General features: G+C 61.3%; 15 protein-coding genes and 1 pseudogene. 13 read left to right on the forward strand and 3 right to left on the reverse strand.

Annotated features, from left to right (window positions below; all coding sequences use genetic code 11):
* The first annotated feature begins 9 nt into the window (after positions 1–9).
* The 4 genes and pseudogenes from ACTUWL_RS27435 (at position 10) to ACTUWL_RS27450 (ending at position 3226) form a co-directional block, all read left to right on the forward strand.
* Entirely contained in the window at positions 10–456 is a 447-nt protein-coding gene (locus ACTUWL_RS27435; RefSeq protein WP_021080410.1) for a GNAT family N-acetyltransferase, read from the forward strand.
* Between the two features lie 300 nt (positions 457–756).
* Positions 757–1978: pseudogene (locus tag ACTUWL_RS27440) on the forward strand (acyl-CoA dehydrogenase family protein).
* Between the two features lie 10 nt (positions 1979–1988).
* Positions 1989–2543 carry a flavin reductase family protein gene (locus tag ACTUWL_RS27445; RefSeq protein WP_021080413.1) on the forward strand — a complete coding sequence of 185 codons (555 nt, stop codon included), beginning with the start codon at positions 1989–1991 and terminating at the stop codon, positions 2541–2543.
* Entirely contained in the window at positions 2540–3226 is a 687-nt protein-coding gene (locus ACTUWL_RS27450; RefSeq protein WP_021080414.1) for a TetR/AcrR family transcriptional regulator, read from the forward strand. The genes ACTUWL_RS27445 and ACTUWL_RS27450 overlap by 4 nt, the downstream gene beginning before the upstream one ends.
* Positions 3227–3232: 6 nt before the next feature.
* Here ACTUWL_RS27450 and ACTUWL_RS27455 read toward each other — a convergent pair whose 3' ends face one another.
* Entirely contained in the window at positions 3233–4108 is an 876-nt protein-coding gene (locus tag ACTUWL_RS27455; RefSeq protein WP_021080415.1) for a polysaccharide deacetylase family protein, read from the reverse strand.
* Between the two features lie 12 nt (positions 4109–4120).
* Complete coding sequence (locus ACTUWL_RS27460; RefSeq protein WP_021080416.1) at positions 4121–5218, reverse strand: LLM class flavin-dependent oxidoreductase; 1098 nt, start codon at positions 5216–5218, stop codon at positions 4121–4123.
* Between the two features lie 168 nt (positions 5219–5386).
* On the opposite strand from ACTUWL_RS27460, the gene ACTUWL_RS27465 reads away from it, so the two are divergent.
* The 8 genes from ACTUWL_RS27465 to ACTUWL_RS27500 all read left to right on the forward strand — a co-directional run bounded on the left by ACTUWL_RS27465 (position 5387) and on the right by ACTUWL_RS27500 (position 13866).
* Positions 5387–6268 (forward strand): FAD binding domain-containing protein, encoded by an 882-nt coding sequence (locus ACTUWL_RS27465; protein WP_021080417.1) that lies wholly within the window; start codon positions 5387–5389, stop codon positions 6266–6268.
* Positions 6265–6750 (forward strand): (2Fe-2S)-binding protein, encoded by a 486-nt coding sequence (locus ACTUWL_RS27470; protein WP_021080418.1) that lies wholly within the window; start codon positions 6265–6267, stop codon positions 6748–6750. The genes ACTUWL_RS27465 and ACTUWL_RS27470 overlap by 4 nt, the downstream gene beginning before the upstream one ends.
* Positions 6747–9137: a xanthine dehydrogenase family protein molybdopterin-binding subunit gene (locus ACTUWL_RS27475; protein ID WP_021080419.1), complete on the forward strand. Its 2391-nt coding sequence runs from the start codon at positions 6747–6749 to the stop codon at positions 9135–9137. Before ACTUWL_RS27470 ends, ACTUWL_RS27475 begins: the two co-directional genes overlap by 4 nt.
* Before the next feature lie 68 nt (positions 9138–9205).
* Positions 9206–10459, forward strand: coding sequence for an ABC transporter substrate-binding protein (locus ACTUWL_RS27480; RefSeq protein ID WP_021080420.1), 1254 nt, complete (start codon positions 9206–9208; stop codon positions 10457–10459).
* A gap of 53 nt (positions 10460–10512) precedes the next feature.
* Positions 10513–11397 carry a branched-chain amino acid ABC transporter permease gene (locus ACTUWL_RS27485; protein WP_021080421.1) on the forward strand — a complete coding sequence of 295 codons (885 nt, stop codon included), beginning with the start codon at positions 10513–10515 and terminating at the stop codon, positions 11395–11397.
* 7 nt (positions 11398–11404) lie between these two features.
* Entirely contained in the window at positions 11405–12391 is a 987-nt protein-coding gene (locus ACTUWL_RS27490) for a branched-chain amino acid ABC transporter permease (RefSeq protein ID WP_021080422.1), read from the forward strand.
* Positions 12388–13158 (forward strand): ABC transporter ATP-binding protein, encoded by a 771-nt coding sequence (locus ACTUWL_RS27495; RefSeq protein WP_021080423.1) that lies wholly within the window; start codon positions 12388–12390, stop codon positions 13156–13158. Before ACTUWL_RS27490 ends, ACTUWL_RS27495 begins: the two co-directional genes overlap by 4 nt.
* A gap of 3 nt (positions 13159–13161) precedes the next feature.
* A complete protein-coding gene (locus tag ACTUWL_RS27500) occupies positions 13162–13866 on the forward strand; it encodes an ABC transporter ATP-binding protein (protein WP_021080424.1) in 705 nt (234 codons plus the stop codon).
* A 45-nt stretch (positions 13867–13911) separates the two neighbouring features.
* Here the strand turns inward: ACTUWL_RS27500 and ACTUWL_RS27505 are convergent, their stop codons facing one another.
* On the reverse strand, positions 13912–15120 hold the full coding sequence (locus ACTUWL_RS27505) for a zinc-dependent alcohol dehydrogenase (RefSeq protein ID WP_291738691.1): 1209 nt from the start codon (positions 15118–15120) through the stop codon (positions 13912–13914).
* 141 nt (positions 15121–15261) lie between these two features.
* Here ACTUWL_RS27505 and ACTUWL_RS27510 point away from each other — a divergent pair, with 141 nt between their 5' ends.
* Positions 15262–16269 carry an ABC transporter substrate-binding protein gene (locus tag ACTUWL_RS27510; protein WP_021080426.1) on the forward strand — a complete coding sequence of 336 codons (1008 nt, stop codon included), beginning with the start codon at positions 15262–15264 and terminating at the stop codon, positions 16267–16269.
* Positions 16270–16288: the final 19 nt, after the last annotated feature.

Genomic DNA, 16288 nt, shown 5'->3' on the forward strand with positions numbered 1-16288 from the left:
GGTGCGGCAATGTATCGGATTCGCGAAGTCGATTCGCATGATGACGAGGTCTCGGACTCACTCACCGAGCTTCATCAGCTGATATTCTGTGACGGGACCCGTGTGCCGGATTTTGAGCATGGGCATTGGTGGATGGCTTTCCGTGAAACGAAGCCAATCGCGTTTGCTGGCGTTATTCCCTCGACTCATGTTGCCAACGCTGGATATCTTTGCCGAGTCGGCGTTGCGATGCCGCATTGCGGCCACGGCCTTCAAGTGCGCCTTACTCGGGCACTGGAGGCACGAGCGCGGCGTGCCGGCTGTACAACGATTGTTTCGGATACGACCGATAATGTTTTCTCGGCTAACAATTTTATCCGGCAGGGCTACCGGTTGTTCGAGCCTGTCTCGCCCTGGGCATGGCACCACACGCTGTATTGGCGAAAGGAGCTCGTCCAATTCCGCGCGGCGAGTTGAGCCCCGTCGACAGTTCGACGACTTGGGGCGCCTGGTGGTCGAATGGCCACCGGGCTTCTCTGCGTTGCTGGTTCACAGGTAGCCCTTCGGCAAACCGGCGATTGTTAACCGAAGCCGTCTGTCGCGCACTGACCAGTCACGGCCGTAAGCGCCGCCTCAACGGGGGCAGCGGCGGCAGTTCCGTGTCTTGAATGCGCTGCAGGCGGGGTTACGCGTCTTGATCTCCGGTAATCGCTCGATAAACTGTGCCGACCTTTCCGATCGTGCGAATGCTTTGGAGATCGAACGAAGGAAGAGACCATGGTTGAGGTTGGCCGCGGGCTCGACGCGAAGCTGGCGCCGGATCGGGATGATTATTCGCTGATGGTCGCACGAGCGAAAGCGCTTGTTCCGACCTTGCGTGAACGGGCCGCGCGAACCGAAGAGCTGCGCCGCTTGCCACCTGAGACCGAGCGGGATCTGCACGACAGCGGGCTCTTTCGAATCCTGCAGCACAAGCGCGTCGGGGGAAAGCGAACTCGACTATGTTGCGCTCGTCGATTGCGCCGATGCCCTCGGGCAGGGCGACGCCTCGGTCTCTTGGAATTTTGCCTATCTTGCGAGCCACCACTGGATGCTGGGTATGTTTGCGCCGGCGGCACAGAGCACGGTGTGGGGAGAGGACCCGGATACGCTAATCGCCTCCTCCTTTGTCTTCCCGGCCGGTCGAGCCAGGAAGACGCGTGCCGGATACGTGCTGAGTGGTCATCGGCCCGTCTCGTCGGGGGTCGTAGCATGTGGTTGGAACATGCTGGCGAGCGTGGTTGCCTCGGATGATGAGGCCGACGGTGTCGATTATCGGCTATTCCTGTTGAACAGACGGGACTACGCCGTTGACGATACCTGGAATGCGGCTGGTTTGCGTGGAACGTGATCGAACGATGTGCGAGTGGTCGATGCATTCGTTCCTCAGCATATGACGGTTGCCGTCAGCGATCTTGCGGGTGGTGCAACGCTTGGCAGCATCGCCAATCCGAACGGGCTCTACATGCTTCGGGTCTTCTCGTCGTTTCCTTACGCCTTGTCCGGAGTCGGCCTGGGAAATGCGCAGGCGTGCCTTGACGACTATGTCGAGATCGCGCGATACCGCGCCTCGACATATGACCGTGCCAAGATCGGAGACCTGCAGAGCACACAGATCAAGATCGCTGAAGCGTCGGCGAAGATAGATGCCGCGCGGCTGATCATGCGTACGAACTGTTTGAACGTGCTTGCGGGGGTTCGGCTTGGGGATGTTCCGGGCATTGCTGCGAAAACGAAGCTGCGGCGCGATGGTGCGTTTGCGGTCAATCTCTGCACCGAAGCGGTGTCCCTCTTGTTTGCTGCGAGCGGTGCGCGCAGCCTGTTCACCTCGGGCGCGTTGCAACGTCAATTCCGCGATGCGCATGGGGTGAACTCGCATCTTGCTTTTAATTTCGACGCGGCGGGCACCAATTATGGGCGCGTGGCACTTGGGCTGCCATCCGAAAACCTGACGCTTTGAGGCTGGCCGGATGTCTGACTCACCCAAACATCGACCGGAACCGGCCAGTGAGCTCGCAAGCGACAGTTCGACGATCGATCCTCGTGACTTCCGCAATGCGCTCGGTACATTCGCGACCGGCGTGACGATCGTCACCGCGATGTCGGCCGACGGACGGCCGTACGGGATTACGTGCAATTCCTTCGCGTCGGTATCGCTCAATCCGCCGCTGGTGCTGTGGAGCCTCGGGATGTTTTCGCAGGGGCTGCCGATCTTCCAGAATGCCAGCCATTTCACGGTCAACGTTCTTGACGCCTCGCAGCAGGGGCTGGCGATGCAGTTTGCCAGATCGTCGGGTGACAAGTTTGCGGGTGTGAAGTGGAGTCCCGGCCTCGGGAATGCCCCGGTACTTGCCGACGTCGCCGCAAGTTTACAGTGCCGGGCCACGAACCGCTACTACGGCGGCGATCACGTCATTTTCCTGGGAGCGGTCGAGGCCTACGCCTATGGCCCCAGCAATCCGCTGCTGTTCGCGCGGGGAAGCTTTGGCCGGTCCTTGGCTGACGATGGCAGCGAGCCATCATGAATCGGAAGATGCCCGTCAAACGAGTTCGTGCTAAGCGAAAGCGGCTGTCAGCTGCTGACCGTCGCAGTGAATTCGTCACCAAAGCGACCGAGCTTTTTGCAGAGGAGGGATTTGGCGGCGGCACGCGTGCGCTGGCCCGCAAACTCGGCGTGACCCAGCCGTTGCTTTATCGGTATTTCCCGAGCAAGGACGATCTCATTCGAGAAGTCTACCGCAAGGTCTATCTCGAGCCCCTCGAGATCGGCTGGGAGAAATTGCTGTCGGATCGGTCGCGTCCGCTCCGCGTGCGATTGCAGGAATTCTACGAAGCTTATACGGACGCCATCTTCAATCGAAGATGGCTGAGGATCTATCTTTACTCGGGGCTGAAGGGTCTCGATATCAACCGCTGGTATGTTGGCATGGTCAAGGACAAGATCCTGACCCGCATTCTCAGGGAATGCCGCCACGACGCCGGCCTCGCGACGCAGAACAAGCCGAGCGCTGCCGAGTTGGAGCTCGCTTGGGTGTTTCACGGCGGCATCTTCTACTACGGTGTACGCAAGTACATCTACGAAGCGCCGGTCCTTGATGACAAGTCGCGGATGATCAGTGACGCGCTGGACATCTTCCTTGCGGGATTTGAGCGGATGGCGGAGAGCGCGACCGATCGCCGGCGGGCGCCGATCGAGGTCGTCGGCTGAGCCGGATTACTTCGCTGCCATCTGGTCCCGATACCAATCGCCGATTTCGCTCGCCGTCATCAGTGCCACGCCGTCGTGGCCGACGACGTAATCGAGCAGGGCTTCGAGGTACTTGATTCGATGTGGGACACCTGTGATGTAGGGATGCACCGAGATAGCCATGACGCGGGCATTCTCTGCGCCTTCAAGATACAGCCGATCAAACTGGTCGGTGCAGCGCGTCAGGAACTGTTCCGACGGCAGGTGCTGCAGCGCGTGAATGACAATATCATTGGTCTCGACCGAATATGGAATCGTCGTCACGATTCCGTGCGGCGTAGCGATCTCCTGCGGAAGATCGTCAATCACCCAATCGGCCACGTATTCAATTCCGTTCAGACGGAGGAGATCGAGCGTTTCTTCGGTTTCGGTCAGGCCCGGGCTCTCCCATGATCGCGGTGGCTTGCCGGCAAAACCGGCTATGGTGTCGACCGCACGCTTGATCGCGTCCGCCTGGTTCTCGACCTTGTGCATCGGGCCCTGGACGAAACCGTGTCCCATGAATTCGAAACCCGCCTCGAGCGCTGCGGACGCCACACGCGGATAGCTGTTGCAGACGTTGGCGTTCGCAGCCAGCGTCACCGGTATGTTTCGGTCGGTGAGGGCCTTGAATTGCCGCCAGAAGCCGGCACGCATGCCGTATTCATGCCACGACCAGTTCGGAACGTCTGGTAGCAAGGGCTGGCCCATCGGCGGGCTCAGCACGGTACGTGGCATCGGATTCCCGATGCGCCATTCCTCGACATTGAGGATGACCCAGACGGCAAGTTTTTTGCCACCCGGCAGTGTCAATTTCGGCCGGTCGACCTGTGCTTGGTACGGAACGCGATCGGTGAATGCCATGTCGAGACTCCCTTACGTCGACGAGCTGGCGCCGCCGGCATTGATGCGCGGCAAGACCTTCTCCGCCATCAGGATCATCGATTGGCGGCCGAGCTCGCGGTCCTTCCAGTCCTTGCCGGCATAGAGCAAGGTTCCGAAAGGGCCGGTCTCCTGCTGGAACGATAACAACTGGTCGGCCACACTTTCGGGTGTGCCGTAGATGATCAGCTTGTTGCAGATCGACTCAAGTGTAACCTCCGCGTCAGGTTGTTCCCGCCGCGTCTTGAACAGCTCAAGCCGGCCACTGCGCTTCAGCTTCGTGAACAGCTGGTGATAGTAATACACGTAGGGACCATCGGGCGCCGTGGCGTAGGCCTTCGCCGTAGCTGCGTCCTTTGCCACGAACACGCTCTTGGCTACGCGCCAATTGGCAGGGGCGGCTGCCCGGTTCACACGCTCGCAACCTTCGACGTATTTGGGCCAGTGACTCCGTACCCAGGCCGGCATCAGGAAGTTTGCCGAGATCGGATCCCAGCCGCGTGCCGCGGCCTCCGTAACGCCCTTTGAGAACGGCGCGACCGCCGTCACCACGATCGGCGGGTGAGGGGCTTGCAACGGGCGGGCAACTACGCCCTGGCCAATGTCTTCGATCAGAGTCCTTTTGACCGAGACATTCCAATATTTGCCTTGCAGATCATAGGGCGGCTTGCCGCCCCAGATATCGAGGACCTGATTGATCGCCTCGATGAACATGGCATTGCGGTCGGCGTCGAGATTGCCGAAGATCTCCGCGTCGGACAGCAATCCGCCAGGGCTTATTCCAAATATGAAGCGGCCATCGAGCATATGATCGAGCATGGCCACGGATGCCGCGACCGCCGCCGGATGGCTGTTCGGCAGGTTGATCGTGCCGGTCCCAAGCTTGATCTGCTTGGTCGCCGCTGCGAGCCAGGCAATGAACGCGATGCTGGAGGTGATGTTTTCGGCCTTGTCGGTGGCATGCTCCCCGACATACGCTTCGGTAAAGCCGAGCTCATCCGCCAGCAGGAAGGCTTCCCGATCCTCGCGGAGCGATTGCCGCCAGTCCTTGTCGAGAGGATGGATCGGCATCGTAAAGAAACCGAGCTTCATGATCCTCCTCCTCGTGCGTTGAACTTTAGTTGGTAAGGAACCTGCGGCCTTCACAGGACGAAGACAAGCCCCGCTGCACAAATAATCACTCGATAACCAAGCTTGACCTTTGCACAAGGCGGTTCTCTAATCGGCCGAACCAAAATTGGGCCGGGAGGCCACGCCCATATGAAAGCTGCGGCTTTCGCCTATGCCCGTGCGACCAGCGTCGTAAATGCGCTGGAACTGCTTGCCGCACATGGCGACAGGGCGAAGGTTCTATCGGGCGGCCAGAGCCTGATGCCAGCGATGAATCTCCGGCTGCTGTCCCCGGAGCTACTGGTCGATATCGGCGGCCTCGCCGAGTTGCGCGGCATTGCGTTGAAGGGAGACGTCCTGGTCGTTGGCGCGCTGACCCGGTATGTCGACTTGCTCAGATCGCCGGAGATTGCGCTGCATGCTCCACTGTTGCTGAATGCCGTCAGCCACGTTGCCCATCCCGCCATTCGCAACCGCGGAACGATTGGCGGTAGCCTCGCTCACGCCGATCCCGCGTCGGAGCTGCCGGCCTGTGTTGTTGCGCTTGATGCCGCGATAGTTGCTCGCGGTCCAACGGGCGAGCGGCGGATTGCTGCGACCGAATTTTTCAAGGGAATCTACGAAACGGCGCTGTCGCCGGACGAATTGCTTGTCGCGGTCGAGGTGCCGATCGCGGGCCAGGGCTCGACGTACTTCTTTCAAGAATATGCCCGGCGCCATGGCGACTACGCCGTCGTTGGTCTCGCTGCGCGTGCTGTCGTCGCAGCTGGCCGGTTTTCGGATCTTCGGCTCGGCTTCTTTGCGGTTGGCGAACGGCCTCTGCTGGCAACTGCTGCCGCAAAGCTCATCAATGCATCCGTGACGCCGGCGCTGCTTGCAGAAGCTGCGACGGCGCTGGCCGACGAACTTGAGCCGCAAGAGGATCAACAGGCGAGTCCGGCGATGCGCCGACACCTCGCCACAGTCTTGCTCCGGCGCTGCGTGGCCGCATTGCTGGCGCGGTCCGAGCTGGACGCGGGAGGAGCCAGGTGAGCACTCCGGTGTCGGTTTCGCTTATCGTCAACGGCGAACCCATCGATGCCTTCGTCTTGCCGCGGCTCAATCTTGCGGATTTCCTTCGGGAGAATTTGAAACTGACTGGGACCCACGTTGGTTGCGAGCACGGCGTCTGCGGCGCCTGCACCGTCCGGATCGATGGTGAGATCATTCGCTCCTGTCTGATGTTGACGGTCCAGGCGCAGGGCGCGTCGGTTGAGACGATCGAGGGGCTGTCCGACAGCGGCGAGATCGCCGATCTTCAGGCGGCATTTCGCGAACGCAACGCATTGCAGTGCGGCTACTGTACCCCCGGGATGCTGATGACGGCACAGGACTTGCTGAACCATGTGTCCGTACCTGATCGTCAGGCGATCCGCGAGCACCTGTCCGGCAACTATTGCCGCTGCACCGGCTATCAGGCCATTGTGGACGCTGTCGAGGCGACAGCCAAGACCCGTGCGGCGCGGCGAACATGACCGTAACCGGTGCGCCAACGCAGACACTTTCGGTGCTCGATCGTCCGAATTCCTATATCGGCAAGACGGTGCCGCGGCCGAACCTGGACAGGTTGCTGCAAGGACGCGGGCAGTACGTCAGTGACCTGGAATTGCCGCGGATGGCGCATGTGGTGTTTCTGCGATCGCCGCATGCCCACGCCAGGATCGTGGCGATCGACGCCGACGCGGCACGGCGTATGTCCGGCGTCATTTCCATCGTCACGGGCCCTGAGCTTGAAGCTGTCGTCACGCCTTGGGTCGGTGTCCTCTCGCATCTGAAGGGATTGAAGTCGGCCCCGCAGCACGCGATCGCGGTCGACCGGGTCTGCTGGCAGGGTGAGGCGGTCGCGGCGATTGTCGCTACCAGTCGGGCGGCGGCTGAAGATGCCATGGAGCATGTTGCCGTCGACTACGAGGAACTCGAGGCCGTCACCGACATGCGTACTGCGCTCGATCCAGCAACGCCAGTCATTCACGCGTCTCTTGGTGACAATCTTGCCTTTGAACGGACCTTCAATGCAGGCGATGTCGACCATGCGTTGGCGGAATCGGAGGTGGTCGAGGCCGACTTCATCTTTGGGCGCCACACCGGAGTGACGCTTGAACCGCGGGCTGTTGTTGCCGACTGGAATGCGGCCGAGGCACGGCTCACAATCTATCAGGGCACGCAAGCTCCCCACATGGTGCAGAACATCGCGGCCTTGCATCTCGGGCTAAGTGAGGCGCAGGTCCGGGTGGTTTGCAAGGATGTCGGCGGTTCGTTCGGCATCAAGGTTCATATCTACGCCGACGAAATGGCGACATACGCGTTGTCCAGGCTGCTGCGGCGGCCGGTTAAGTTTGTTGCGGACCGTATCGAAAGCTTCAATACGGACATTCACGCCCGCGACCACCAATGCAGGGGACGGATCGGCGTCCGGCCGGACGGTAACATCACCGCCTTCGAGATCGACGACCTGACGGGGATCGGCCCCTATTCGATGTATCCGCGCACCAGCGCTATCGAGGCCAACCAGGTGGTCAATCTGGTTGGCGGGCCGTATGTCACCCCGAACTATCGGGCGCGAGCGCGCGTTGTCTTCCAGAACAAGAACGTGATGTGTCAGTACCGAGCAGTCGGACACCCGATTGCCTGTTCCGTCACCGAGGGTCTGATCGACCTTGCCGCGGCGAGGATCGGCATGGACCCTGTCGAGATCCGCCGGCGCAACTTGATCCCCGACGATGCCTATCCTTGCGCATCCCCATCCGGCATGAAGTTCGAGCAACTTTCGCATCACGCCTCGTTGGCCAAGCTGCTGCAGATGATGGACTACGACGCCCTGCGTGCTGAGCAAGCGGCCCTGCGAACCAGAAACGTCCACCGGGGCATCGGAGTCGCGACCTTCATTGAGGTAACCAATCCCAGTGCCGCCTTTTACGGCGTCGGCGGCGCGAAGATTTCGTCCCAGGATGGCGTTGCGGTACGACTTGACGCGCAGGGCTCGGTGATCTGCCAGACCAGCATCACGGAACAGGGACAAGGGTCGGAATCGCTGACTGCCCAGATCGTGGGCAGTGTGCTTGGCGTTTCGATGGACCGGGTGCGAGTGATTCTGGGCGACACCGACAATACGCCCTACGGCGGGGGCACCTGGGCTTCGCGCGGCGCAGGCATCGGCGGCGAGGCCGCGTTGCAAGCCGCCAAGGCTCTGCGCCAGAACATTCTGGATGTTGCCGCGGTCATCCTGCAATCGACCCCGGCCGCGCTCGATATCTCCGACAACCGCATCGTCAACGCCGACGACGGAGCGCCACGGATCGAGTTGAGTGAGTTGGCGCGGACTGTCTATTTTCGACCAGACACTCTCCCGCAGGGGATCCAGCCGGAGTTGATGGCGACCCGGCATTTCGTGCCGCGGCAATATCCCTTTGCGTTCACTAACGGCGTTCAGGCGTCGTGGCTCGAGGTCGATACCGAGACAGGATTCGTGACGCTGCTGAAGCATTGGGTCGTCGAAGACTGCGGCACCATCGTCAACCCGCAACTGGTCGACGAGCAGATCCGGGGCGGGGTCGTGCAGGGGTTCGGCGCGGCGTTGTTCGAGAAATGCATCTATGACGAACGCGGTCAGCTGACCAACGCCAGCATGGCGGACTATTTGGTCCCGATGTCTGGCGAGATGCCCGACATCGAGGTGGGCCACGTGGTGTCCCCGACGCAGGAGTCGGAGCTGGGAGCAAAAGGGGCGGGCGAGGCTGGTACGGCCGGCGCTGCGGCCGCGGTTGCCAACGCGGTCAATGATGCGCTGCGGCCGTTCGGCGCAACAATTACCGAGATTCCGCTCACGCCTCAGGTTATCCTGACGGCCTTGGGACGAATCTGAGGTGGAGGCGTTCCAGGCAAAGACAAGACGATAAGCAAAACACAGACAGTTCTTGGGGAGGAATAGTCATGACGAAGAAGGTCGCCAAAGCCGGATCGATATCGCGGCGTCGTCTGCTGACGACTGCAAGTGCTGGCGCCGCTCTCGCCGTCTCGCCGTTTCGCATCAATCTGCTGCAGGCGGAGGAAGCACCGATCAAGATCGGCTTCCCCGTTCCTTTGACCGGCCCCTATGGCGCCGAGGCCCAAGATCAGGTACGGGCCGGTCAATTGGCTGTCGCCCAATTCAATGATGCCGGCGGCCTCAATGGCCGCAAGGCCGAGCTCGTCGTGCGCGATGACAAGCTCAATCCCGGTGAGGCGGCGACGCGGACATTGGAGCTGGTCGAGAAGGAGAAAGTGAACTTCGTCGTCGGAAGCCTATCGGCGGCGGTTCAGCTCGCGATCAACAACGTCACCAAGGAACGTGGCGTCATCTTCAATTCGATCAGCCAGTCCGACGCCATCAACGAGGCCGCGGACTTCAGCAAATACACATTCCACGAAGCGTTGAACCCGCACATGACGTCGGGTGCGGTCGGTCGCTATGCCTTCGCGAAATTCGGCAAGAAGGTTGCGTTCCTCACGGCGGACTACGCCTACGGCCACGAGATGGTGCGCGGCTTCCTCGAGGTCGGCAAGGAATTCAACATCGAGAGCCTCGGCGACATCCGCCATCCCTTGGGAACGACCGATTTCTCCACCTTGCTTCCGCGTCTCCAGGCGCTCAAGCCCGACATTCTCTGCATCAGCAATTTCGGTCGCGACCAGCAGATCGCGCTGAAGCAGGCAACCGACTTCGGGCTCAAGAAATCCATCCAGATCATTGCACCGCTGCTCTCGCATGCCAGCCGCGTCGCCGCCGGGCCGCAGGCGTTTGACGGCGTCGTCGGCGGCTGCTCGTTCTATTGGGGGATCGAGGACAAGTTCGCCTCGACCAAGGCGTTCAATGACGCATTCCGCCAGATGTACGACGGCAAGCTGCCAACCGACTACGGTGCGCTCGGCTACGGCGGCGTGCGGACCGTGCTCGAGGCGGTCAAGGGTGCCGGCAGTGTCGAGACCGACAAGGTCGTCACTGCACTGGAAGCGCTCAAGTATGACTACTACAAGGGAACGCAATATTATCGCAAATGCGATCACCAGTCGGTGCAGTCGGTGCTCGTGATCAAGTCGAAGTCCAAGGACATGAAGAACGAGTCCGATGTGTTCGAGGTTCTGGCCACCGAGGAACCTAATGAGAAGAACCTGCGCACCTGCGAAGCGCTCGGCCACAAGGGCTGAGCCATGCGCCGGCGCGCGCCGCGTGGCGGTGCGCGTCGTGCCGAGGGGAACAAATGGCGGGCCTGAGCTTTGACCTGATTGCGCTGCAATTGTTTGCCGGGCTGGCGCTCGGCGCGATCTACGTTCTGTTTGCAATCGGCCTTTCGCTGATCTTCGGAATGCTGACGGTCGTCAACTTCGCCCATGGCGCCTTTTACATGGTCGGCGCCTATGTCGGGCTTTATCTGATCTCGATCGGGGGCAATTTCTGGATCTGCCTCTCGGCTGTTCCGATCGTGATCGGCTTGTTCGGCCTTGCTGTTGAGCGCGTGCTGATCCGGCCGCTTTATGGCCGCGGCATCGACTATCCGCTGTTGCTGACCTTCGGGCTGAGCTACGTGATGGTCGAATGCGTGCGCATTGCCTTTGGCAAGACCGGCTATCCCTTCGACACACCCGAGCTTCTGCAAGGCGCTGTCGATATCGGCGTTGGCTATTTTCCGCTCTACCGCCTGTTCGTGATTGGCGCGACGGCCGTGGTCCTGCTGGCACTCTGGCTGTTCCTCGAGAAGACCAGCTTCGGGCTGATTATCCGCGCCGGCGCGCGAGACCCGCAGATCGTCCGTGTCCTTGGCGTCGATGTTTCCAGGGTCTGGTTGATCGTGTTCGGGATTGGTACCGCGATCGCTGGATTTGCCGGCCTGCTGGCTGCCCCGCTTCAGGGCGTCATTCCGGAGATGGGCGGCACGATTCTCGCCGAAGCTTTCGTGGTGACGGTCGTGGGCGGAATGGGGTCGATCGGCGGTGCCGTATTGGCGGGGCTCCTGGTCGGGGTGGTGGTCAGCATGACCTCGCTGTTTGCACCCGAGATGGCCAAGGTCTCGATCTTTGCCCTGATGGCGATCGTTCTCATTGTTCGTCCCCAAGGCTTTTTCGGCCGCGCCGGATTGATGAGCTGAGCGCGGCATGACCGAAACCGTTCAATCAATCAAACAGCCTCGTGCCACGACGGGAGGTTGGTACGAATTCGCAACGCGACATCGTGCCAGCATTGCTGCGGCGGTCGTCCTGGTCTTCCCGTTGCTGATGCCGTTCACGGCGCTTGCCGTGAACATCTTGATCTATGGGTTGTACGCCCTCGGATTCAACCTCGTGTTTGGCTACCTGGGACTTCTGTCGTTTGGTCATGCGGCGTTGTTCGGGACCGGTGCCTATCTCTGCGGCATCGCCATCGTGCACCTCGGCTGGCCATGGTATGCGGCGATTGCGGCTGGGGTCGCTGGTGGCCTGTTGATGGCGCTGGTGGTCGGCGTGCTCGCGATCAGGACCCGCGGCATCTACTTCGCCATGGTCACAATGGCGCTCTCGCAGTGTGTCTATTACCTCTTCTATCAGGCGATCGACTTGACTGGCGGTGAGAATGGACTTCGCGGCATCAATGTCCGCACCATCGATCTGTTAGGTCTGCGGATCGATTTCATCAATCCGATGATCCGATACTACGTCGTTGCGGCGTTCGTGATCGCGGCATTCTTTGTGATGTCGCGTATTCTCGCGTCGCCATTCGGTGCCGTCATTGAAGCGGTGCGGGAGAACGAGATGAGGGCCCGCGCGTCGGGCTATGATGTCACCCTGACGCGATTGCTGACCTTCGTCCTGTCGGGCGGTTTATGCGGTCTCGCGGGTGCCTTGCAGGCGCTGCACTTGTCGATCGTTCCGATCGAGATCCTGCACTACGAGACGTCAGGCCTCGTGGTGATGATCGCTCTTCTTGGCGGCATGGGGACGTTCTTCGGGCCGATGATCGGCGCTGCGGTCTTCCTGGTCCTGGAGAACATCGTCTCCGTCTGGACCGTTCACTGGCAACTGATCGTCGGCGCCATCTTCATTGCATGCGTGCTGTTCTTCCCCGCAGGCATCTGGGGCACGCTGATCGCGCGGGGCAGGCGATGACGGCTGCAGCAGGCCAAGCGAGCGAGACCATCCTGCGCACCAGGGGTGTCGGCAAGACGTTCGGGAAGTTTGTCGCCCTCAACAATATCTCAGCCGAGTTCTCGAGGGGAGCGATCACCTCGATCATCGGTCCGAACGGGGCTGGAAAGAGCACGTATTTCAACTTGCTGTGCGGCGCCTTTCCGCCCACTAAGGGCAGGGTCGAATTCGAGGGCAAGGATGTCACGGGCCAGCCCCAGCACCGCTTTGCCCACATGGGGATCGCAAAATCGTTTCAGATCACCAGCGTGTTTCCACAGCTCACGACGCGTGAGAACATCCGTGTCGGACTGCAGGCATTGGTGTCGCGATACGACATCTGGCGTCCCCGTGCGCGTTTGACCGAACTGGTCGAGCGGGCCGACGAGTTATTGGCTCTGGTCGGGTTGTGGGAGTCCCGGGAGCGCGCGGCCAAGACGCTGGCACATGGTGAGCAGCGGGCGCTGGAGATCGGCATGGCGCTTGCGAGCCAACCCCGTTTGCTGCTGCTCGACGAGCCCACGGCCGGGATGAGCCCGGAAGAAACCCGGACCATGATGGATCTGATCGTGAAGCTCGCGAGGGAGCGCACGGTGATCCTCGTCGAGCACAAGATGAAGCTGGTGCTCGGGATCAGCGATCGCATCCTCGTGCTGCACCACGGCGAACTGCTTGCCGAGGGAACGCCACAGGAGGTTCGGCAGAACGAGGCGGTAAAGCGTGTCTATCTCGGTCAGCGGGAGCACTGAGGGATGCTGCGGATCAGCAAGCTCAATGCCTGGTATGGTGCAAGCCACGCGCTGCAGGACATCAGTCTCGATGTGACCAAAGGCGAGATCGTCTGCCTGATCGGCCGCAATGGCGCCGGCAAGACCACGACGCTGAAATCGATCATGGGCCTGATGGGGCGGACGCGCGGTTCGGTGACCTTCAAGGGCGAGGAGCTGCTGAACCGGCCGGCGCACGTGCGCTTCGCGTTGGGGCTCGCCTACGTTCCCGAAGAGCGGCGGATCGTGCAGGGACTGTCAGTGCGAGAGAATTTGCGGCTTGGCCTGGTGGCATCGAGGCAAAAGAAGCGCGAGGCGGAACTGATCGACGAGATCGCAATGATATTCCCGCGGCTGGCGGAACGCATGGATCAGGATGCGGTGACGATGTCCGGCGGAGAGCAGCAGATGCTGGCGATCGCGCGGGCAATGATCGCAAAGCCCGACCTGATCATGCTGGATGAGCCTTCGGAGGGCATCATGCCCGTGCTGGTCGACGAGATGTTCGAGCTGTTCCGCAGCATGAAGGCGCAGGGAACGACAGTTCTGTTGGTCGAGCAGAATGTCGAGCTTGCACTCGGTATCGCCGATCGAGCCTATGTGCTGGATCAAGGGGCCGTGGTGCACCAGGCCTCGGCGCGGGCGTTGCTCGCCGACGACGAGATCAAGGAGCGCTACTGCTCGGTGTGAGCAGGCGTTTCAGTCAGCGCTCCAGCGCGCAGCCCCGAACGGACCTCACTCGGCAGCGCTCGCGATCGCATCGGCCTTGCGATTGGTGACGACGACCTTGATCGCGTCATCGACACGATCCCGCGCATATCTCAGCGCCGTCGGCAGGTCGGCGAGCGGAAACGTATGCGTGTGGATCTTGGTCGCGTCAAACCGCTTCGCGGCCATCAGTTCCATCGCACGGTGAGTGGCACTCTTGCCTTCGCCGCGGATGCCGTAGGCGTAGATGTTGTTACGCACCAAGTGCGCGATGTCCAGCGTCGCGGCCTCGTGCGGGAAGGCGGCCAGACAGATCTTGCCGCCGCGATTCGTCATGTGAATCGCCTGGTTGAGTGTTGCTTCGGTGCCGGCACATTCGACGACATAATCAGCACCGATCCCCCCTGTTAGTTGCTTCACGACCTCAACGGCATCTTCGTCGTTGATGTTGATGACGCGGTCGGCCCCCAATTCCCCGCCGATCGCCAGCCGCTTATTGCGCGTTCCCGTCAGCATGACAGGACTTGCGCCGAGCGCCTTGGCCACGGCAACTGCGAGAAGTCCGATCGGCCCGGGGCCGATCACCACGACGCTCTCGCCGGCCACCAATCCCCCCAATTCCGTCAAGCCGTACATCGACGTCCCGGCAGTCACCACGAGCGTTGCCTCCGCATCGCTCATGGTGTCGGGGACGCGCGCCAGCGTGTTGATGTGGTTCATCGCAAATTCGGCGAATCCGCCATCGGTTGTGAAGCCGTTGGCGCGGTGTCCCTTTTCCGGCTTTCCATAGTTGAGGCACGACGTGTACATGCCCTGGCGGCAGCGTTTGCACTGGCCGCAGCCGGCATGGATCTCCACGCTGACCCGCTCGCCGATCCTGAATTCGTCCACCTCAGGGCCGAGCGCGGCAACCGTGCCCATGTATTCGTGACCCGGCGTGAAGTTCTTGTTGAAGGGCAGTCCGCCCTGAATGCTCGCCGGCGAACCTAGATGGATGATCTCGAGATCGGTCGCACAGATCGCGACCGCATCGATGCGCACCAGCACCTCGGCGCGCGACGGCGCCGGCGTTGGCTTGTCGCGAAGGTGGAGTTGATCCGGGTCACCAAGGACCCAGGCTTTCATCAGGTCGGGGACGGGAAGATCGGGAGATGTCTTGACGCCGGGCGGCTGATACATGGGCGCTTCCTGTTTTGCCTGATAGCCTAGCGCGAAACGACCGGTCGCCGCGAGCATCCGATGGCTGGCTCGGGAGCAGCTGGATCGCTTTGCTGCGCGGCAGCAAGCCGTCGCAAAACATTCATGCGCGGCCTATACTTGGTCGCCGGGTTGATGTTGAAATCCTTCATTGCATCCTCGCCCAGACCGGAGCCTCCCATGAAGACCGTCCGCCTTGTCCTCGCGTTGCTGGCGCTGACACTGATCGCGCCGTGGCAATCCGCCAGGGCGGCCGACGTGATCTGCTACAATTGTCCGCCGGAATGGGCCGATTGGGCCTCGATGCTGAAGGCGATCAAGGCGGACCTCAACTACGATATCCCGCATGACAACAAGAATTCCGGTCAGGCACTCGCCCAGATCCTGGCCGAGAAGAGCAACCCGGTGGGCGATATCGGCTATTTCGGCGTGACCTTCGGCATGAAAGCGAAGGCGCAGGACGCGCTCGAGCCCTACAAGCCGGCGCACTGGGATCAGGTCCCCGCCGGTCTCAAGGATCCGGATGGCTACTGGACCACGATCCACTCCGGCACGCTCGGCCTGTTCGTCAACAAGGATGCGCTCGGCGGCAAGCCGGTGCCGGCCTGTTGGAAGGACCTGCTGAAGCCCGACTACAAGGGCATGGTCGGCTATCTCGATCCGTCGTCGGCGGCGGTCGGCTATGTCGGCGCGGTTGCGGTCAATCTGGCGCTGGGCGGCTCGCCGGCCAATTTCGATCCGGCGATCAATTTCTTCAAGGAGCTGCGCAAGAACGATCCGATCGTGCCCAAGCAGACGTCGTACGCCCGCGTCGTCTCCGGTGAGATGCCGATCCTGTTCGACTACGACTTCAACGCCTACCGCGCGAAGTATTCGGAGAAGGGCAATTTCGAATTTGTCATTCCCTGCGAAGGCTCCGTGGTGTTTCCCTATGTCGTCGGTCTCGTGAAGAATGCGCCCGACAAGGAGAAGGCCAAGAAGGTGATGGACTATCTCCTGTCCGACAAGGGGCAGGCGATCTGGACCAATGCCTATCTGCGTCCGGCCCGCCCGATCGAGTTGCCGGCCTCCGTAAAGGGCAAGTTCCTCCCCGACAGCGACTACGCCCGCGCCAAGAGCGTCGACTGGGGCGAGATGGAAAACGTGCAAAAAGCCTTCGTCGACCGCTATCTCGCCGAGGTCCGCTGAGGCAATATGGTGCCCTTCG

The sequence above is a fragment of the Bradyrhizobium sp. WCU1 genome, from assembly GCF_053474805.1.

Coding starts and splice junctions, on each gene's coding strand:
- ACTUWL_RS27435 (WP_021080410.1), top strand. CDS start 10: ATGTATCGGATTCGCGAAGTCGATTCGCATGATGACGAGGTCTCGGAC.
- ACTUWL_RS27445 (WP_021080413.1), top strand. CDS start 1,989: ATGTCTGACTCACCCAAACATCGACCGGAACCGGCCAGTGAGCTCGCA.
- ACTUWL_RS27450 (WP_021080414.1), top strand. CDS start 2,540: ATGAATCGGAAGATGCCCGTCAAACGAGTTCGTGCTAAGCGAAAGCGG.
- ACTUWL_RS27455 (WP_021080415.1), bottom strand. CDS start 4,108: ATGGCATTCACCGATCGCGTTCCGTACCAAGCACAGGTCGACCGGCCG.
- ACTUWL_RS27460 (WP_021080416.1), bottom strand. CDS start 5,218: ATGAAGCTCGGTTTCTTTACGATGCCGATCCATCCTCTCGACAAGGAC.
- ACTUWL_RS27465 (WP_021080417.1), top strand. CDS start 5,387: ATGAAAGCTGCGGCTTTCGCCTATGCCCGTGCGACCAGCGTCGTAAAT.
- ACTUWL_RS27475 (WP_021080419.1), top strand. CDS start 6,747: ATGACCGTAACCGGTGCGCCAACGCAGACACTTTCGGTGCTCGATCGT.
- ACTUWL_RS27480 (WP_021080420.1), top strand. CDS start 9,206: ATGACGAAGAAGGTCGCCAAAGCCGGATCGATATCGCGGCGTCGTCTG.
- ACTUWL_RS27485 (WP_021080421.1), top strand. CDS start 10,513: ATGGCGGGCCTGAGCTTTGACCTGATTGCGCTGCAATTGTTTGCCGGG.
- ACTUWL_RS27490 (WP_021080422.1), top strand. CDS start 11,405: ATGACCGAAACCGTTCAATCAATCAAACAGCCTCGTGCCACGACGGGA.
- ACTUWL_RS27495 (WP_021080423.1), top strand. CDS start 12,388: ATGACGGCTGCAGCAGGCCAAGCGAGCGAGACCATCCTGCGCACCAGG.
- ACTUWL_RS27500 (WP_021080424.1), top strand. CDS start 13,162: ATGCTGCGGATCAGCAAGCTCAATGCCTGGTATGGTGCAAGCCACGCG.
- ACTUWL_RS27505 (WP_291738691.1), bottom strand. CDS start 15,120: ATGCTCGCGGCGACCGGTCGTTTCGCGCTAGGCTATCAGGCAAAACAG.
- ACTUWL_RS27510 (WP_021080426.1), top strand. CDS start 15,262: ATGAAGACCGTCCGCCTTGTCCTCGCGTTGCTGGCGCTGACACTGATC.